Below are 14606 nucleotides of genomic sequence, written 5' to 3'. Positions count from 1 at the left end.
AGTACACCTTCCAGGAGAAACTCCCTGAGCGGGCGCTGCCGGGGTTTGCTGGATGGCGATGAACGCGCCGCCGCGCCCAGTGGGAGCGACTGTCGTGGTCCCAGGCGGGTAGCACGCCCGGATGGCGGCATCATCACGGCCTACTCGGGTAGGCGGGGGAGAATAACAGACCGGATCGCGTCCGGTCCTTCGGGAAGGAAGAACCTGTGCGTGGTGCTGTCCTGCATGCCCCAGGCGACGTCCGCGTGGAAACGCGGGAGGATCCCCGGATCCTGCTCCCGACCGACGCGATCATTCGCCTGTCCGCGACCTGTGTCTGCGGTTCGGACCTGTGGCCGTATCGGGGCGTCGAAGCGGTCAACGGGCCATCCCCGATGGGCCACGAGTACGTCGGCGTCGTCCAGGAGGTCGGCAGCGGGGTCGAGAACATCAGGCCGGGCCAGTTCGTCATCGGCTCGTTCTTCGCCTCCGACAACACCTGCCTGATCTGCCGGGCTGGCTACCAGACCTCATGCATCCAGCGGGAACCGGTGGGCGGACTCGGCGCCCAGGCCCAGTACCTGCGTGTCCCTCTGGCGGACGGCACCCTGGTCGCCACACCCGACAACCCCTCGGACGACCTGATCCCAGACCTGCTCGCTGCCTCCGACGTGCTCGGCACGGGCTGGTTCGGCGCCGTGGCCGCCGAGGTCGGCCCGGGCAAGACCGTCGCGGTGGTCGGTGACGGTGCGGTCGGTCTTCTCGCCGTCCTGGCGGCGAAGCAGCTCGGCGCGGAACGCATCATCGCGATGAGCAGGTACGAGCCCCGTCAAGAACTGGCGATCCACTACGGTGCCACCGACATCGTCACCGAGCGCGGCGACGACGGTGTCGCACGCATCAAGGACCTCACCGACGGCGTCGGGGCGCACTCGGTGATCGAGGCGGTCGGCACCCAGGAGTCGATGATGACGTCCATCCGCTCGACCCGTCCCGGCGGCCACGTCGGCTACGTCGGTGTGGCCCACGATGTCCAACTGCCCGGCGAGGAACTGTTCTTCTCGCACGTGCACCTGCACGGCGGCCCCGCACCGGTGCGCCGTTTCCTGCCCGACCTGATCGACCTGATCTGGAACCGGCAGATCGACCCTGGCAAGGTCTTCGACCTCACTCTCCCCCTTGAGCAGGCCGCCGAGGGGTACAAGGCCATGGACGAGCGACGGGCCATCAAGGTCCTCCTCAATCCCTGACGAACCGCGCCACCCCTGAAAGGGCGGCCGTCATGGCAGCGAACGCCGCGCTGAGTGAGCTCCAACGCGGAAAGGAACCAGTGATGGACAGGACGGCTGGCGGCAGCTTCGCGGGCAGGGTCGCGTTCGTGACGGGTGCGGCGAACGGGATCGGTCGCGCCACCGCGCTCGCGTTCGCACGCCGGTGCAACGCCGTGCACTTCGCCCCCGGCGCCCGCACCGCCCAGTACCGCCGGCAGCCCGCGTGACCACCTGCCGTCGGCCGCGTCGTCCCGCGGCCGACGGCCCACCCGACGACGCCAGGAGGAGCATGGACATGTCCGAGGCCCCCCAGCAGTCCGCCGCCCGGAAGATGCTCGGAGACTTCGCGCCCAAGCTCGTCTCCCTCACCGACGACGCGCTCTTCGCCGACGTCTGGGAACGCGCCGACCTCGCGCCCCGCGACCGCAGCCTGATCACCATCGCGGCCCTGGTCGCTGGTGGCAACAGCGAACAGTTGCCGTTCCACCTCAACCTCGGCAGGCAGAACGGCCTCACGCAGGCCGAGATCGTCGAGGCCATCACCCACCTGGCGTTCTACACCGGGTGGCCCCGGGCCATGTCCGCCGTCGCCGCGGCCAAGCAGGCCTTCGAGGGCTGACCGTAGAGCCAGCCGGACCGCGTCGCGGAGGATCAGGCAGCGGATAAGGCTTGCTGCCGCTCGATGCGCCCAGACGTACCGGCCGTCGCCTCGGCCGTTGCCCGGGTTGTCGCCGTGGCTCACGACGCTGTCGACGCATCCGAGGCAGCCCTGGTCGTTGCATTCCTGAAAGCCAGGGCCCGCCGCTGGGACCGTCGGCGAGAACGCGGGCCGCAGCCCGGCCCGTGCCGGTCGGTGTTACGTGAGAAGCGCGGCGGTCCCCGCAATGCCGCCCGCCGGATTCCGGGTGACGATCGAGCGGGCAGATCGAGCGTTCCTGCTTCTCACCCGAGCCGGCCTCGGCCGTAGGTCACGGGCCTGCGCGAAGGGTGTTCTGCCGGTACACCGTTCACCAGGGACTCCCCAATCGGGTCGCAGCACGGTTTCCTTGAAATCGATTGACGCTACCGGACACGTCCGGCGCGGATCTCCGGAAAGGGCAGGACGGCCCGCTGGTCGCGGGCCAGCCGCACAGTGCGGGCCATGCGGAGCGCCACCCGCTCGGACGCCGTCGTGCCGTGCCCACAGGGAGCAGTCACGGTCGCCTCGACCCAGGCCGCGAGCCGCAAGGCCGGGGTAAGCGAAGGCGCACCAATAACAGCCTCTGACCAGGAAAGTGAAGTATCGGTGACCACGCGCGAACAGCACATCGGAAAAGCTCTCGCGGTCGTCCTTGGCCTGCTGACCATCTTCGGCCCCATCTCGATGGACCTCTACCTGCCCGTCCTCCCCGCCCTCACCACCGAGCTGGGGGCAACCACCTCGGCCGCGCAGCTGACCGTCACCGCGTGCCTGCTCGGGTTGGCCATCGGCCAGGTCGTCGCCGGCCCCTTGTCCGACCGGCTCGGCCGTCGTCGCCCACTGCTGGCCGGTGTCGTCGCGTACCTGCTGACCTCCATCCTGTGCGCGGTGAGCCCCACCATCGAGCTGCTGGTCGCGGCCCGGTTCGTGCAAGGCCTCGCGGGTGCGGTGGGCATCGTCATCGCCCAGGCCGCCGGCCGCGACCTCTACTCCGGTGGCCGGCTCGTCCGGTACTACGGCCGGCTGACCGTACTCGGCGGTCTCGCCGCGATCATCGGCCCCGTCATCGGAGGACAGCTCGCCTCGCTGACCGACTGGAGAGGCATCTTCCTGTTCCTCGGCGGTGTCGGCGCCGTCATCCTCGCCGCCGCCATGCTGATCTTCCGGGAGACACTGCCCGCCGACCGGCGTGTCGCCGGTGGCATCGCGCACACCGGGCGGGACTTCCGGCGGTTGCTCTCCGACCGGATGTTCGTCGGAACCGTGGTGATCACCGGCTTCGTCAACGCCGCCCTGTTCGCCTACCTCAGCGGCGCCACGTACGTGCTGCAAGGAATCTACGGGCTCTCCCCGCAGGGATACTCGTTCGCCTTCGGCCTCAACTCGCTCGGGTTCATGGTGTTCGGCTTCGTCGCCGGCAGGCTCGCCGAGTCGTGGTCGGAGAAAGGCACCCTGGTACTCGGTCTCCTGATGACGCTTGTCGGCGCGGGCGCCCTCCTCGCCACCGCCGTGCTCCAGCTGTCCCTCATCGCGATGGTCCTTTCGCTGCTCACCATGGTCAGCGGCGTGGCCGTGACCACCCCACCCGCCACCTCCCTCGCACTCGCCAGCTACCCCGACATCGCCGGTACGGCATCTTCGCTGCTGGGATGCGCCCGCTTCGCCTTCGGTGGCCTGGCAGCGCCACTGGTGGGCCTCGGCGGCGCCGACGACGCCACCCCGCTGGGACTCGTCACCGTGCTGTCAGCCGCCCTCGCTGCCACCACCTACGTCATCCTCCTACGCAACGAGGCGAGTCGCGCACCCCACCTCGCCGCCGACGGCGCGCCGTCCAGCGTGGTCAACGTCCCCGGAGGTGTGCCGGATCCCGTCTCCGCCACCCTCCTGCCATCGCGCGCCGGACAGGAAAGGACCCCGGCGTGACCGGGCCAGGCATGGCGACGCTCTTCGGCTGTCTTTCGGTCCGTCCTGGCTGAATCGGTACCAGCGGGTGCCTGGCGCCGCCCCCGTTCGCCGGGCACCCGCCCTTCCCAGAACGAGAAACAGAGGAGCAATCATGCGGATCAGCATCATCACCGGGCTCGCCCTTCCCGGAGCTGCGGCCGCCGTGGCCGTCGCCGGCGGTGTCGCGTACGCCACCGACGACGCCGGCCGCCACGAGCCTGTCGTGCAGACAAGCACTCCTGACGCGTCCGGTCAACGGCGTACCGGGCTGGGGTTGGCGATCGTACGGCAGATCGTCGAGTCCCACGGCGGGCACGCGACCGTCTTCTCCCGACCGGGCACCGGCAGCACCTTCGTCTGCTGGCTACCGGCCACCGACCGCACCGACGACGACCCGCCTCCGACGGCCTCTCCGGTGTGACGACCGAACACACCGCCTACCTGGTCCGACCGCCCACGTTGGCCACGCCGGCACCGCACTCCGCCAGGGAGGGCGCGGAGCGTGACCCTGCACGGGCCGCGCCCTCCCACTCAACGCCGAGGCCGGCGACTCAGACTCGGGTGACCCGTACCGCGTCGGCGATCACGTATCCGCTTGCGCTGCTCCAACGGCTCACACCGACCAGGTTGCGGTCGCCGGCAGCGAGGTTGAAGGTGCCGATCGAACGCCAGGCACCGCCGTTGGTGTGCTGGTCCACGTACACCGTCTGGTTTCCCGCCGCGGTGACGATCACGTACGGCGTCGCGCTGTTGTAGCCGGGGTCCGCCGGGTGCCGCACCTCGATGCGGTAGTTGCCGGACTGCGGAATGCTGACCTTGAACCATGCGGCGTCGCTCGCGGACACCGGGTTGGCGTACCGATAGTCGGCCCCGTACCGCTGTGCCGAGTAGGTCGAGGTGCCCCAGTTGGCGCTCGCGCTGAAGCGACCCGCGGTGGCGTTGTCCACGATGGTGCTGTAGGCGGGCGGGGGAGTGCTGCCGAGCCCCAGGTACTGCGCGATGCCCTGGGCGTGCCCGCGGGCGGTGGCGGTGATGAAGTCGGCCCGCTTGAGCAGGTTCGCGTCGGCAACGGTGTCGATGAACAGGTTCTCGGTGAGGACCGCCGGCATGGTGGTCTCGCGGAGTACGTGGAAGTTGGCCGTCCGCTGGCCCCGGTCGGCGACCCCGCCGATCGACCGCATGCCCGAGAGGACCCTCGAGTGCAGTGCGTTGTGCAGGTTGACGGTAGCCGAATCCGCCGTCGGGTATCGGTAGCTTTCGAAGCCGGTGCCGCCGCCCGAGTTGATGTGGACGCTTACGAACAGGTCGGCGCCCCACGCGTTGGCGTCGTCGGTGCGGTAGGTGAGGCTACGGGTGACGTCGGTCGTCCGTGACATCCGCACGTCGACGCTCCAGTTGGCCAGCAGGATGCTGCGCAGTTGCAGGGCGATGTCGAGGGTGAGTGCCTTCTCCTGCAGTCCGTTCCCGACCGCGCCGGGGTCGGTGCCGCCGTGCCCCGGGTCGATGTAGACGCGGGGGATCGCGGCCCGGGCCTGGCCGGCGACGACGGGCGCGAACACGGCGCCGGCCGCGGCGGCCAACAGGGTACGGCGCCGCAGGGGGGTGTTGCTGAGCATGGGTGCCTCTCGGATAGAGGGGTGGGCAACGGGGGAGTGCGAGGCGCCCACCACGGCGCCGGTCTGGCGCTGTCTGCCTCCGCCCGGCGAACCTCGCGTACGTGAGCATGCGCGATGACGCCACGTCGTTGAGGGGCCGCGTCTAGCGGTGGCATGCGCGCCTGGCCGACACGGCGGCAACCTCAGCTGCCGCCGCCGGCAATGCGCGTGGAGTCCACGGAAGCCTCACGGCGGAGACTGTAACCAGCGTCGATCTATCCGGGAAGGACGTTTACGTGTTCGTATCCTGATCTTGAAAGGCGCCCATTTGGGCTCGCAGACATGCTCGCCGCCGGTGGTCGTCCAGGTGTCCACGTCAGGTCCGAGTCCCCCACCCCGCGATCAGGTTTCCAGGAGTGGCCGGTGCAGGCCGGTCGCGGCGACGGCGGCGCCGGCCAGGCCGGCGGCGGTGCAGGCGAGCACGCCCGCCGCCCCGGCGCCGGCGGCGAGCGCACCGGCGGCGCTCGGGATGAGCACCTGGCCGAGCCGGTTGCCGGTGAGGCGCAGGGACATCGCCCGGCCGCGCAGCCCGGGCGGCGCGGCCTCGGCCAGGAACGACATGGTCAGCGGTTGCCCGGCGCCCAGGCCCAACCCGGAGACCGTGACCACCACGGCCATCGCCCACAGCGGCAGGGGCGGCAGCAGCAGACCGAGACCGACGGCGGAGATCGCGACGGTGCCGACGAGCAGCCGGCGCCGACCGACGGCGGCGACCAGTCGGCCGAGCAGCAGCCGCGAGGCCATCGACGCGACCGCCCGTAACCCCAGCAGCACGCCGATGGTGCCGGCGGCGATGCCCCGCTCGGCGCCGAGGGCGGGCAGGTAGACCAGGGTGATGTCGACCGCCGCCAGGACGACGCAACTGACCGCGAGGGCACGCACCAGACCCGGCTGGCGGAGCAGGCCGCCCAGCCCACCGGCGGCCGGCCCCGCGGCCTGCCGGTGGTGCGCTGACGGGCGGAGGAACGCGGCGGCGACCAGCAGGGGCAGGGTGAGCGCGGTGGCGCCGAGGAAGATCGCCCCGGTGTCCGGGATCGGGCGGTCACCGCCGAAGGCCACGATGAGGCCGGGACCGAACGCCTGGCCGAGCGAGGCGGCGAAGGTGTAGTAGCCGAACGCCGTGTCGTACCGGTCCGCCGCCGTGCGGTTGGCGACCAGCGCCTGTTGGCCGACCACCGCGAAGAGGTGGCCGGTGCCGAGGACCATGCTGGCCACGACCAGGCCGGCGACCGAGTCGGCGAACAGCACGAAGCAGGCGCCGGCGGCGGCGAGCAGACCCGAGCCGGCCAGCACGATCCGGCGTTCGCCGAACCGGTCGACCGCCTGACCGGAGGGGACCGCGAGCACCAGCGGCACGACGGCGAAGCTGGCCCCGAGTACGCCGAGCCAGGCCGCCGGCACGTCCAGGTCCAGCGCCCGGTACGCGGACGCCGGGCGCAGCATGAAGGTGACCGCCTGCACCACGACGGTGTGGGCGAGCAGCAGGCCCGTCTGGGTACGCACGGGGACCCCGGTCAGCCCGGGGTCCCCATGAACCGCGGTGGGCACTCCACTCAGTCGGCCTTCACCGCGAGCACCGGGCAGGGCACCCGGAGCAGGATCTCCTGTGCGGTCGAACCCATGATCAGCTTGCCCACCGGGGTGCGGTGCCGGATGCCGATCACCACCAGCGAGATCTCCTCCGTATCGACGATCTCCGCGATCTCCTCGGCCGCGTCCCGCCCGCGCATCAGCTGGCGGACAGTGTGCGGCACCCCCTCGGCGGTCAACTCCCGCACCACCCGGGCCAGGTCGTCCTCCTGGGCGAAGCGCGGGTCGACGTAGGCGTCGCCGCGTGACGTGTTCACCACCAGCACCGGCTCGTCGCGGAACCGGGCCTGCTCCACGGCGGCCCGCAGGGCCGCCTCACCCAGGGCCGAGGGGACGTACCCCACCAGCACCGTCATCGGGCCACCAGCCTTTCCCGAACAGGTCGAACGACGAAGCGGCCGAGCACCGGCCAGAGCAGCACCACCAGGACCACGGCGTAGATCGTCCAGGAGACCCAGCCGCCGATGAGGCCGTGCAGCTCGCCGCCGGAGAGCTGCAACGCCCGCCGGCCCTGCAACTCGGCGCGCGGGCCGAGGATCACCCCGACGATCAGCGGCAGGATCGGCAGCCCGAAGCGACGCATGCCGAAGCCGAGCAGGCCGAGGGTGAGCAGCAGGAACAGGTCGAACGGCTGGGCGTTGACGGCGTACGCGCCCATCGAGGCGAAGAAGAGGATCCCGGCGTAGAGGTACGGGCGGGGGATCCGCAGCAGCCGCGCCCAGGCGGGCGCGAGCGGCAGGTTGAGCACCAGCAGCAGCAGGTTGCCCACGAAGAGGCTGGCGATCAACGTCCACACCAGGCCCGATTCCCGCTCGAAGAGCAGCGGGCCGGGCTGGATGCCGTACTGCTGGAAGGCGGCCAGCATCACCGCGGCGGTGGCGTTGGTGGGCAGGCCGATGGCCAGCATCGGCACCAGCGTGCCGGCGGCGGAGGCGTTGTTGGCCGCCTCCGGCCCGGCGACGCCCTCGATCGCGCCCCGGCCGAACTCCTCCGGGTGCCTCGTCAGCTTCTTCTCGGTGGCGTACGACAGGAATGTCGGGATCTCCGCCCCGCCGGCCGGCAGCGCGCCGAACGGGAACCCGTAGGCGGTGCCGCGCAGCCACGGCTTCCAGGACCGTTTCCAGTCCTGCTTCCCCATCCACGGCCGTCCGACCGGGATCACCTCGGCGGCGCGGCGGCGCAGGTGCGCGGCGATCCAGAGCGCCTCGCCGACGGCGAAGATGCCGACCGCCACCACGACCACGTCGATGCCGTCGGCGAGCTGCGGAATCCCCAGGGTGAGCCGCTGCTGACCGCTGACCGCGTCGATCCCGACGGTGCCGATGACCAGGCCGATCAGCAGCGAGGCGAAGCCGCGTACCCGGGACGCGCCGAGCACCGCGGTGACCGCCACGAACGACAGCAGCATCAGCGCGAAGTAGTCGGGCGCGCCGAGGCTGATCGCGAACTGCACGACCGGCGGGGTCACCACCACCAGCAGCAGGGTGGCGATGGTGCCGGCGACGAACGAGCCGATCGCGGCGGTGGCGAGAGCCTGCGCGGCCCGGCCCGCCTTCGCCATCTTGTTGCCCTCGATCGCGGTGATCACGGAGGACGACTCGCCCGGGGTGTTCAACAGGATCGAGGTGGTCGAGCCGCCGTACATGCCGCCGTAGAAGATGCCGGCGAACATGATGAACGCCTGGGTGGGCTCCATCCCGTAGGTGACCGGCAGCAGCAGCGCCACCGTCATCGCCGGGCCGATCCCGGGCAGCACGCCGACGGCGGTGCCGATGGTGACCCCGAGCAGCGCGATCAGCAGGTTCATCGGGGTCACCACGTTGGCGAACCCGTCGAGCAGGTTTCCGAGGTTGTCCATCACAGGATCCCTTGCAGCACGCCCGCGGGCAGGTTCACGCCGAGCCCGATGGCGAACGTGTAGAAGGTGATCAACGACAGCGCGACGGAGATCAGCAGGTTGCGCACGTGGTGCCGGTTGCCCAGCGCGAACGCCGAACCCCAGAACAGCAGCGTCCCGCTGATCACCCAGCCCAGCCGGTCGATGAGCACCGCGTTGACTCCGAACGCGCCGATGAGCAGCAGCACCGTCCGCCAGTCGATCGGCGTGGTCAGGTCGACGTCCTCGCCGGCCTCCGGCTCCCCGGCGCCGCCACGGGCCACGTCCACCGCGTAGATGGCGGCGACGATCAGCAGCAGCACCCCGAGCAGGATCGGCATCGGCTTCGGGCCGATCGGGTCGGCGGTGCTGATCGCGTGCCCGGTGCGGGCCGCGTCGACGAGGACCAGCGCGCCGACGAGGGCGAGGAAGGCGCAGACCGCGTACTGGGCCCGGTCGCGGCGCGGCGTCGCCGCCGGTCCCGCCTCGACCTCCGCGTCGGCCGGGGCGGGACCGCCCGGCACGGCCGAGGGCTCCGCCGGCCCGACCGGCGTACGCGCCGCGCCCAGCCGGCCCGCCGCGGGCACGGGCGCCACGTCCGGGCCGGGAACCGTCGGCGTCCCGCCCGCCGTGGCCGGGTCCGGACCGGTCGGCTGGCCCGGCACCGGCGCGGTGACCGGTCCGTCGGCGGCGCCCGGGCGGGACGGCGGGTCGCCGCCCCGCTCCGGTCGGGTGGTCATGCCGGTCACGCCAGTCCGAGCTGCGCGAGCAGGTCCGCCACCGACTTGTCCTGCTCGGTGAGGAAGGTGGCGAACTGGTCGCCGGTGACGAAGGCGTCGGTCCAGCCCCGCTTGGTCAGCTCGGCCTTCCACTCGTCCGATTCGTGCATCTTCGTCAGCGCGTCGATCCAGACCTTCTTGTCGGCGTCGCTGATGCCGGGCGGCGCGACGATGCCCCGCCAGTTGGTGAAGACGAGGTCGATGCCGGACGACTTCAGCGTCGGCACGTCCTTGAGCGCGTCGATCGGGGCCGCGCTGGTGACCGCGAGGACCCGGATCTGACCGGCCTCGACCTGGTCGAGGAACTCGCCGAAGCCGCTGGCGCCGAAGGCGACCTTGCCGCCGAGCACGGCCGGCAGCAGCTCGCCGCCGCCGTCGTACGAGACGAAGTTGACCTGGCGGGGGTCGATGCCGACGGCCTTGGCGAGCTGCATCGGCAGCAGGTGGTCCGGGCCGCCGGGAGACGAGCCGCCGCCGACCGCGATGCCCTTGGGGTTGGCCTTCCACGCCGCGACGAGGTCGCCGATGGTCTTGTACGGCGAGTCCTTCGGCACCACGATGGCGCCGGCCTCCTCGATCATCTTGGCCAGCGGGGTGGTCTGGGTGAGCGTCGCCGACGACTTCGAGGTGTACGAGGCACCGACCACGCCCAGCCCCATCTGCATGGCGAGCTTGCCGTTGCCCTTCTCGTTCACCATGCGCTGCAGGCCGACGGTGCCGCCCGCGCCCGGCAGGTTGAAGACCTGCACCCCGGTGGCGATCTTGGCGTCCTCCATCACCTTGGCCGCGGTGCGAGCGGTGGTGTCGTACCCGCCGCCGGGAGTGTTCGGCACCATGATCCGCAGTCCGGTGGCGGGTCCACCGTCGCCGCCGGACCCGCCCTCGTTCTTGTCCGCGGTGGCACCGCAGGCGCCCAGCGCCAGCGCCGTGGCGACCGCGGCGCCCATGACCAGCAGTTTTCTCCGAGTTGCCATCATGTTTCTCTTCCGTTTCGAAGGAGTCCGGCGGCAAGATGATGGCCCCCGGGCGAACCCCACGTCTGCGTTCTGTCACCAGCGGAAGTTGAGGTCTTTGTGGTCACGGTCACCCCCCGCCGTACGTTGGCCGGGCAGTTGCTCGTGCTCCAGCTCGCGATCATCGTGGTCGTGCTGGTGGCGGTGGCCGCCGTCTCGCTGGCCCAGTCCGCCGCCACCTTCAACCGGGTGGAGGGGCGGCGGGTGGCCGCCCTCGGCGAGCAGCTCGCCGGCAACCGGCTGCTGCGCGAGCGGATCAACCAGCCGGCGCCGGCGGAACTCGTCGCCCCGCTGGTGCAGAACGCGCTGACCCAGTCCGGCGTGACCTCGGTGACCGTGGCCGACGCCCGGGGCCGGGTGGTCAGCTCCACCGACCCGACGCTGGTGGGCAGCCCGCTCGTGCTCGGCGACCCCGCGGTGGCACGGGGCCGGAGCTGGTCCGGCGAGCTGGCGGTCGGCGACTCGCGGGAGCTGGTCGCCCAGGTGCCGGTGCTCGGCGACCGCAAGGACAACCTCGGGCGGCATCTCGGCGTGGTGATGATCGGGGAGGCGTCGCCCGGATGGTCCCAGCGCCTGGTGGGCGCCTCGTCGTACCTCTTCACCTACCTGGGCATTGCCAGCCTGCTCGGGGTCGTCGGCTCCTGGCTCCTGGCCCGCCGGATCAAGCGACAGACCCTGGGCCTGGAGCCCCGGGAGATCGCCGGCCTGGCCGAGCACCGGGAGGCGCTGCTGCACGGCATCGCCGAGGGGGTGATCGCGCTGGACCCGCAGCAGCGAGTCACCCTGGTCAACGCGGTCGGCCGGCGGCTGCTCGACCTGCCCGAGCACTGCCTCGGCCGCACCCTCGCCGACCTGAGGATCTCCGGCCGGCTGCGCGACGTGCTGGCCGGCGCCGACCACGAGCCGCAGGCCCGGGACGAGGTGGTGGTGCGCGCCGGCCGGGTGCTGGTGATGAACCGGATGACGGTCAGCAAGGACGGCCGTCGGCTCGGTTCGGTGACCACCCTGCGGGACCGCACCGAACTGGCCCGCCTGGAGCAGGAGATCGGCTCCTTCCGCAGCACCACCGAGCTGCTGCGCGCCCAGACCCACGAGTTCGCCAACCAGCTGCACACCATCTCCGGGCTGATCCAGATCGGCGAGCACGACGAGGTGGTCCGGTACGTCGACGCGCTGAGCCGGCACCGGGCCTCCCTCGACCTCACCGTCACCAGCCGGATCCAGGACACGGCGGTGGCGGCCCTGCTGATGGCGAAGTCGGCGCTGGCCGCCGAGCGCCGGGTGGAGCTGCGGATCTCCGAGCGGACCGGCCTCGACCGGTTGGAGCCGGCGGTCGCCGCGGACGTCGCGACGGTCCTGGGCAACCTGGTCGACAACGCCGTGGAGGCCGTCGCCGGCGGCCGGGAGACCCGGACCCCGGTGCCGTCCGGCAGCCCGGACGGCGCCGGAGCGGACGGCGGCGACGTCCCGGACGGGCCGGCCTGGGTGGAGGTCGAACTACGCCAGGACGCCTCCTCGGTGGAGATCGTGGTCCGCGACTCCGGCCCGGGGGTGGCCCCGCAACTGGCCCAGGAGGTCTTCACGCACGGGTTCACCACCAAGGCGGCGCGCGGTGGCGAACGGGGCATCGGACTGGCGCTCACCCGGCTGGTCTGCCACCGCCGTGGCGGCGAGGTGGCGGTGGCGAACACCGAGGAGGGTGCGATGTTCACGGCCCGGATGTCGGTGACCGGGGCAGTGGAGGCGAGCCGGTGATCGACGTACTGGTGGTCGACGACGACTTCATGGTGGCCCGGATCCACCGCGGTTTCGTCGAGCGTATCGACGGCTTCCGGGTGGTGGGCACGGCCAGCACGGGCGAGGAGGCGATCGCCGCCGTCGACGAGTTCCGCCCCGACCTGGTGCTGCTCGACCTCTACCTGCCGGACATGTTCGGCCTGGACGTGGTGACCCGGCTGCGGGCCGCCCGGCACGACTGCGACGTGCTGGTGATCAGCGCGGCCCGGGAGGCCGAGGCGGTGCGTCGGGCCGTCCGTTACGGCGCGGTCAACTACCTGCTCAAGCCGTTCGGCTTCGACGAGCTGCGGACCCGGCTGGAGCAGTACGCCGCCCGGCGCAACTCGCTGCGCGCCACCGTGGTCAGCGACCAGACCGACGTGGACCGGGTGCTGTCCCGCAGCGGCGCGCACATCGCCACCTCCGCGCTGCCCCGGGGCCTCAGTGGGGAGACCGCCGAGCTGGTGGAGCGCGCCCTGCGGGGGCACTCCGGGACGCTCTCCGCCGCCGAGTGCGCCAACGCGGTGGGCATCTCCCGGGTCAGCGCCCGTCGCTACCTGGAACACTTCGCCGACACCGGACGGGCGGAGGTCAGCCTCCGGTACGGCTCCGCCGGCCGCCCGGAGCGTCGCTACATCTGGGTCTCCTGACGACCGACGGCTCGGAGCCGCAGACACCTGGCGCCCCCGGGGACGCGCCTGGCGTGCTCGCCGCGATCGTCCCAGGACGATGCCGACATCTGGCCCTTCCTCCCGGGAAGGACGTTTTCCTCTCTCCCAACGCTCTGTCCGGAACATCGGCATTATGTGCTGATATGAGGAGAATGTCGGCTGCGGCTGTACTGGTGATCGCTGTTCTGGCGTCCGGCTGCGACGCGCCGGAGAGGAAGCCGACAAGCGAACCGCCGCCCAGCTCCGCCGCCGCCAGCCCCAAACCCCGAAATTCACTCACCGTGGTGGCGGCCGGTGACCTGCTCGTACACCCCGCGCTCACCGAGCAGGCAGCCGCCGATGCGCGCCGAGCCGGACGCGACGGCCACGACTTCACCCAGGTGCTCGCCGCGGTCCGCGCCCGCGTGAGCGCCGCCGATCTGGCCATCTGCCACATGGAGACGCCTCTCGCCGAGCCAACCGGCCCGTTCACCGGCTGGCCCAACTTCAGCGTGCCTCCGGCACTGGCCGACGCCGCCGCATGGGCAGGCTTCGACACCTGTTCCACCGCCTCCAACCACTCTCTGGACACCGGGGTCGAGGGCATCGCCCGTACTCTCGACAACCTCGACCGGGTGGGCCTGCGGCACACGGGCACGGCCCGGACCGCGGCGGAGAGCCAACGCCCGAACGTCATGGACGTGGGCGGCGTCAAGATCGGACAACTCTCGTACACCTTGAGCTTCAACGACATCCCGCTGCCACCGGGACGACCGTGGGCGGCCAACCTGATCGACGCGGACGCCATCCTCGCCGAAGCGCGGCGGGCCCGCGTCGCCGGCGCGGAGATCGTCATCCTGTCGATGCACTGGGGCACCGAGTACCAGAACGAACCGAACGCCGACCAGGTCGACCTCGCGATCCGGCTGCTGTCCTCGCCCGACATCGACCTGATCGTCGGCCACCATGCGCACGTGGTGCAGCCCTTCGAGAAGGTCGGCGCGAAATGGGTCGCCTACGGCATGGGTAACCTGACCACCCGGTTCGGTGACGGTTCGGCGGAAAACACTCAGGACGCGGTCGTGCCGGAGTTCACCTTCACCCGCACCCCGTCCGGTGGGTGGGAGGTCACCGGCGTGACCGTGCTGCCAACCTGGATGGAGTACCGACCGCGGGCCCGCGTCGTCGACCTGACCGCCGCCCTGAGCGACCCGGTGGTGCCCGCCCCGCGTCGAGCGCACTACGCCGCGATCGCACGGCGGATCAACGGATACGTCGACTTACGGGATGCCTTCTCCGCCGGGCTGCGGATGCCGCACCAATGATCGAGCCGGATGCGCCTGACGAGTGGCTCTGGGCGCCTTTCGAGTACGCGGTCAGCCACGCACACCCGC

The 14606-nt window shown here is 71.4% G+C and carries 14 protein-coding genes; 8 read left to right on the top strand and 6 right to left on the bottom strand.

Translation table 11 applies throughout. The annotated features are described in order from the left end of the window. Positions 1–245: 245 nt before the first annotated feature. The 5 genes from AB0G14_RS10365 to AB0G14_RS10345 all read left to right on the top strand — a co-directional run bounded on the left by AB0G14_RS10365 (position 246) and on the right by AB0G14_RS10345 (position 4294). Positions 246–1229 carry a zinc-dependent alcohol dehydrogenase family protein gene (locus AB0G14_RS10365; RefSeq protein ID WP_357695803.1) on the top strand — a complete coding sequence of 328 codons (984 nt, stop codon included), beginning with the start codon at positions 246–248 and terminating at the stop codon, positions 1227–1229. 83 nt (positions 1230–1312) lie between these two features. After that, positions 1313–1477 carry a hypothetical protein gene (locus AB0G14_RS10360; RefSeq protein WP_357695801.1) on the top strand — a complete coding sequence of 55 codons (165 nt, stop codon included), beginning with the start codon at positions 1313–1315 and terminating at the stop codon, positions 1475–1477. Positions 1478–1545: 68 nt separating this feature from the next. Further along, entirely contained in the window at positions 1546–1869 is a 324-nt protein-coding gene (locus AB0G14_RS10355) for a carboxymuconolactone decarboxylase family protein (RefSeq protein WP_357695799.1), read from the top strand. A gap of 666 nt (positions 1870–2535) precedes the next feature. After that, on the top strand, positions 2536–3852 hold the full coding sequence (locus AB0G14_RS10350) for a multidrug effflux MFS transporter (protein WP_357695797.1): 1317 nt from the start codon (positions 2536–2538) through the stop codon (positions 3850–3852). A gap of 133 nt (positions 3853–3985) precedes the next feature. Next, on the top strand, positions 3986–4294 hold the full coding sequence (locus tag AB0G14_RS10345) for an ATP-binding protein (protein WP_357695795.1): 309 nt from the start codon (positions 3986–3988) through the stop codon (positions 4292–4294). Between the two features lie 130 nt (positions 4295–4424). On the opposite strand, the gene AB0G14_RS10340 is transcribed toward AB0G14_RS10345, so the two are convergent. The 6 genes from AB0G14_RS10340 to AB0G14_RS10315 all read right to left on the bottom strand — a co-directional run bounded on the left by AB0G14_RS10340 (position 4425) and on the right by AB0G14_RS10315 (position 10747). Next, a complete protein-coding gene (locus AB0G14_RS10340) occupies positions 4425–5489 on the bottom strand; it encodes an N-acetylmuramoyl-L-alanine amidase (protein WP_357695793.1) in 1065 nt (354 codons plus the stop codon). A 381-nt stretch (positions 5490–5870) separates the two neighbouring features. Next, positions 5871–7031, bottom strand: a complete 1161-nt coding sequence (locus AB0G14_RS10335) for an MFS transporter (RefSeq protein WP_357695791.1) — start codon at positions 7029–7031, stop codon at positions 5871–5873. Positions 7032–7081: 50 nt separating this feature from the next. Then, positions 7082–7474, bottom strand: coding sequence for a universal stress protein (locus AB0G14_RS10330; RefSeq protein WP_350704433.1), 393 nt, complete (start codon positions 7472–7474; stop codon positions 7082–7084). After that, a complete protein-coding gene (locus AB0G14_RS10325; protein ID WP_357695789.1) occupies positions 7471–8976 on the bottom strand; it encodes a tripartite tricarboxylate transporter permease in 1506 nt (501 codons plus the stop codon). Before AB0G14_RS10325 ends, AB0G14_RS10330 begins: the two co-directional genes overlap by 4 nt. After that, a complete protein-coding gene (locus AB0G14_RS10320; protein WP_357695787.1) occupies positions 8976–9734 on the bottom strand; it encodes a tripartite tricarboxylate transporter TctB family protein in 759 nt (252 codons plus the stop codon). Before AB0G14_RS10320 ends, AB0G14_RS10325 begins: the two co-directional genes overlap by 1 nt. 5 nt (positions 9735–9739) lie before the next feature. After that, entirely contained in the window at positions 9740–10747 is a 1008-nt protein-coding gene (locus AB0G14_RS10315) for a tripartite tricarboxylate transporter substrate binding protein (RefSeq protein ID WP_357695785.1), read from the bottom strand. Positions 10748–10846: 99 nt separating this feature from the next. Between AB0G14_RS10315 and AB0G14_RS10310 the strand changes: the two genes are divergently transcribed. Genes AB0G14_RS10310 through AB0G14_RS10300 form a run of 3 tightly spaced genes read left to right on the top strand, consistent with a single transcriptional unit; the run spans position 10847 to position 14537 of the window. After that, positions 10847–12541 (top strand): ATP-binding protein, encoded by a 1695-nt coding sequence (locus AB0G14_RS10310; protein ID WP_357695783.1) that lies wholly within the window; start codon positions 10847–10849, stop codon positions 12539–12541. Then, positions 12538–13212 (top strand): response regulator, encoded by a 675-nt coding sequence (locus AB0G14_RS10305; RefSeq protein WP_357695781.1) that lies wholly within the window; start codon positions 12538–12540, stop codon positions 13210–13212. Before AB0G14_RS10310 ends, AB0G14_RS10305 begins: the two co-directional genes overlap by 4 nt. Positions 13213–13265: 53 nt before the next feature. Continuing rightward, the gene (locus tag AB0G14_RS10300; protein ID WP_357695779.1) at positions 13266–14537 is read left to right on the top strand and encodes a CapA family protein; all 1272 of its coding nucleotides are present in this window, start codon (positions 13266–13268) and stop codon (positions 14535–14537) included. The last annotated feature ends 69 nt before the right edge of the window (positions 14538–14606 follow it).

This window comes from Micromonospora sp. NPDC023814 (assembly GCF_040639595.1).
Taxonomy (GTDB): Bacteria; Actinomycetota; Actinomycetes; order Mycobacteriales; family Micromonosporaceae; genus Micromonospora.
The sequence above is the reverse complement of the archived record's forward strand: the minus strand, read 5'-3'. Positions and strand labels throughout refer to the sequence as shown.

Excerpts from the sequence above, each read along its gene's own strand:
- AB0G14_RS10345 (WP_357695795.1), top strand. The coding sequence starts at position 3,986 with ATGCGGATCAGCATCATCACCGGGCTCGCCCTTCCCGGAGCTGCGGCC.
- AB0G14_RS10360 (WP_357695801.1), top strand. The coding sequence starts at position 1,313 with ATGGACAGGACGGCTGGCGGCAGCTTCGCGGGCAGGGTCGCGTTCGTG.
- AB0G14_RS10355 (WP_357695799.1), top strand. The coding sequence starts at position 1,546 with ATGTCCGAGGCCCCCCAGCAGTCCGCCGCCCGGAAGATGCTCGGAGAC.
- AB0G14_RS10315 (WP_357695785.1), bottom strand. The coding sequence starts at position 10,747 with ATGGCAACTCGGAGAAAACTGCTGGTCATGGGCGCCGCGGTCGCCACG.
- AB0G14_RS10320 (WP_357695787.1), bottom strand. The coding sequence starts at position 9,734 with ATGACCACCCGACCGGAGCGGGGCGGCGACCCGCCGTCCCGCCCGGGC.
- AB0G14_RS10330 (WP_350704433.1), bottom strand. The coding sequence starts at position 7,474 with ATGACGGTGCTGGTGGGGTACGTCCCCTCGGCCCTGGGTGAGGCGGCC.
- AB0G14_RS10325 (WP_357695789.1), bottom strand. The coding sequence starts at position 8,976 with ATGGACAACCTCGGAAACCTGCTCGACGGGTTCGCCAACGTGGTGACC.
- AB0G14_RS10340 (WP_357695793.1), bottom strand. The coding sequence starts at position 5,489 with ATGCTCAGCAACACCCCCCTGCGGCGCCGTACCCTGTTGGCCGCCGCG.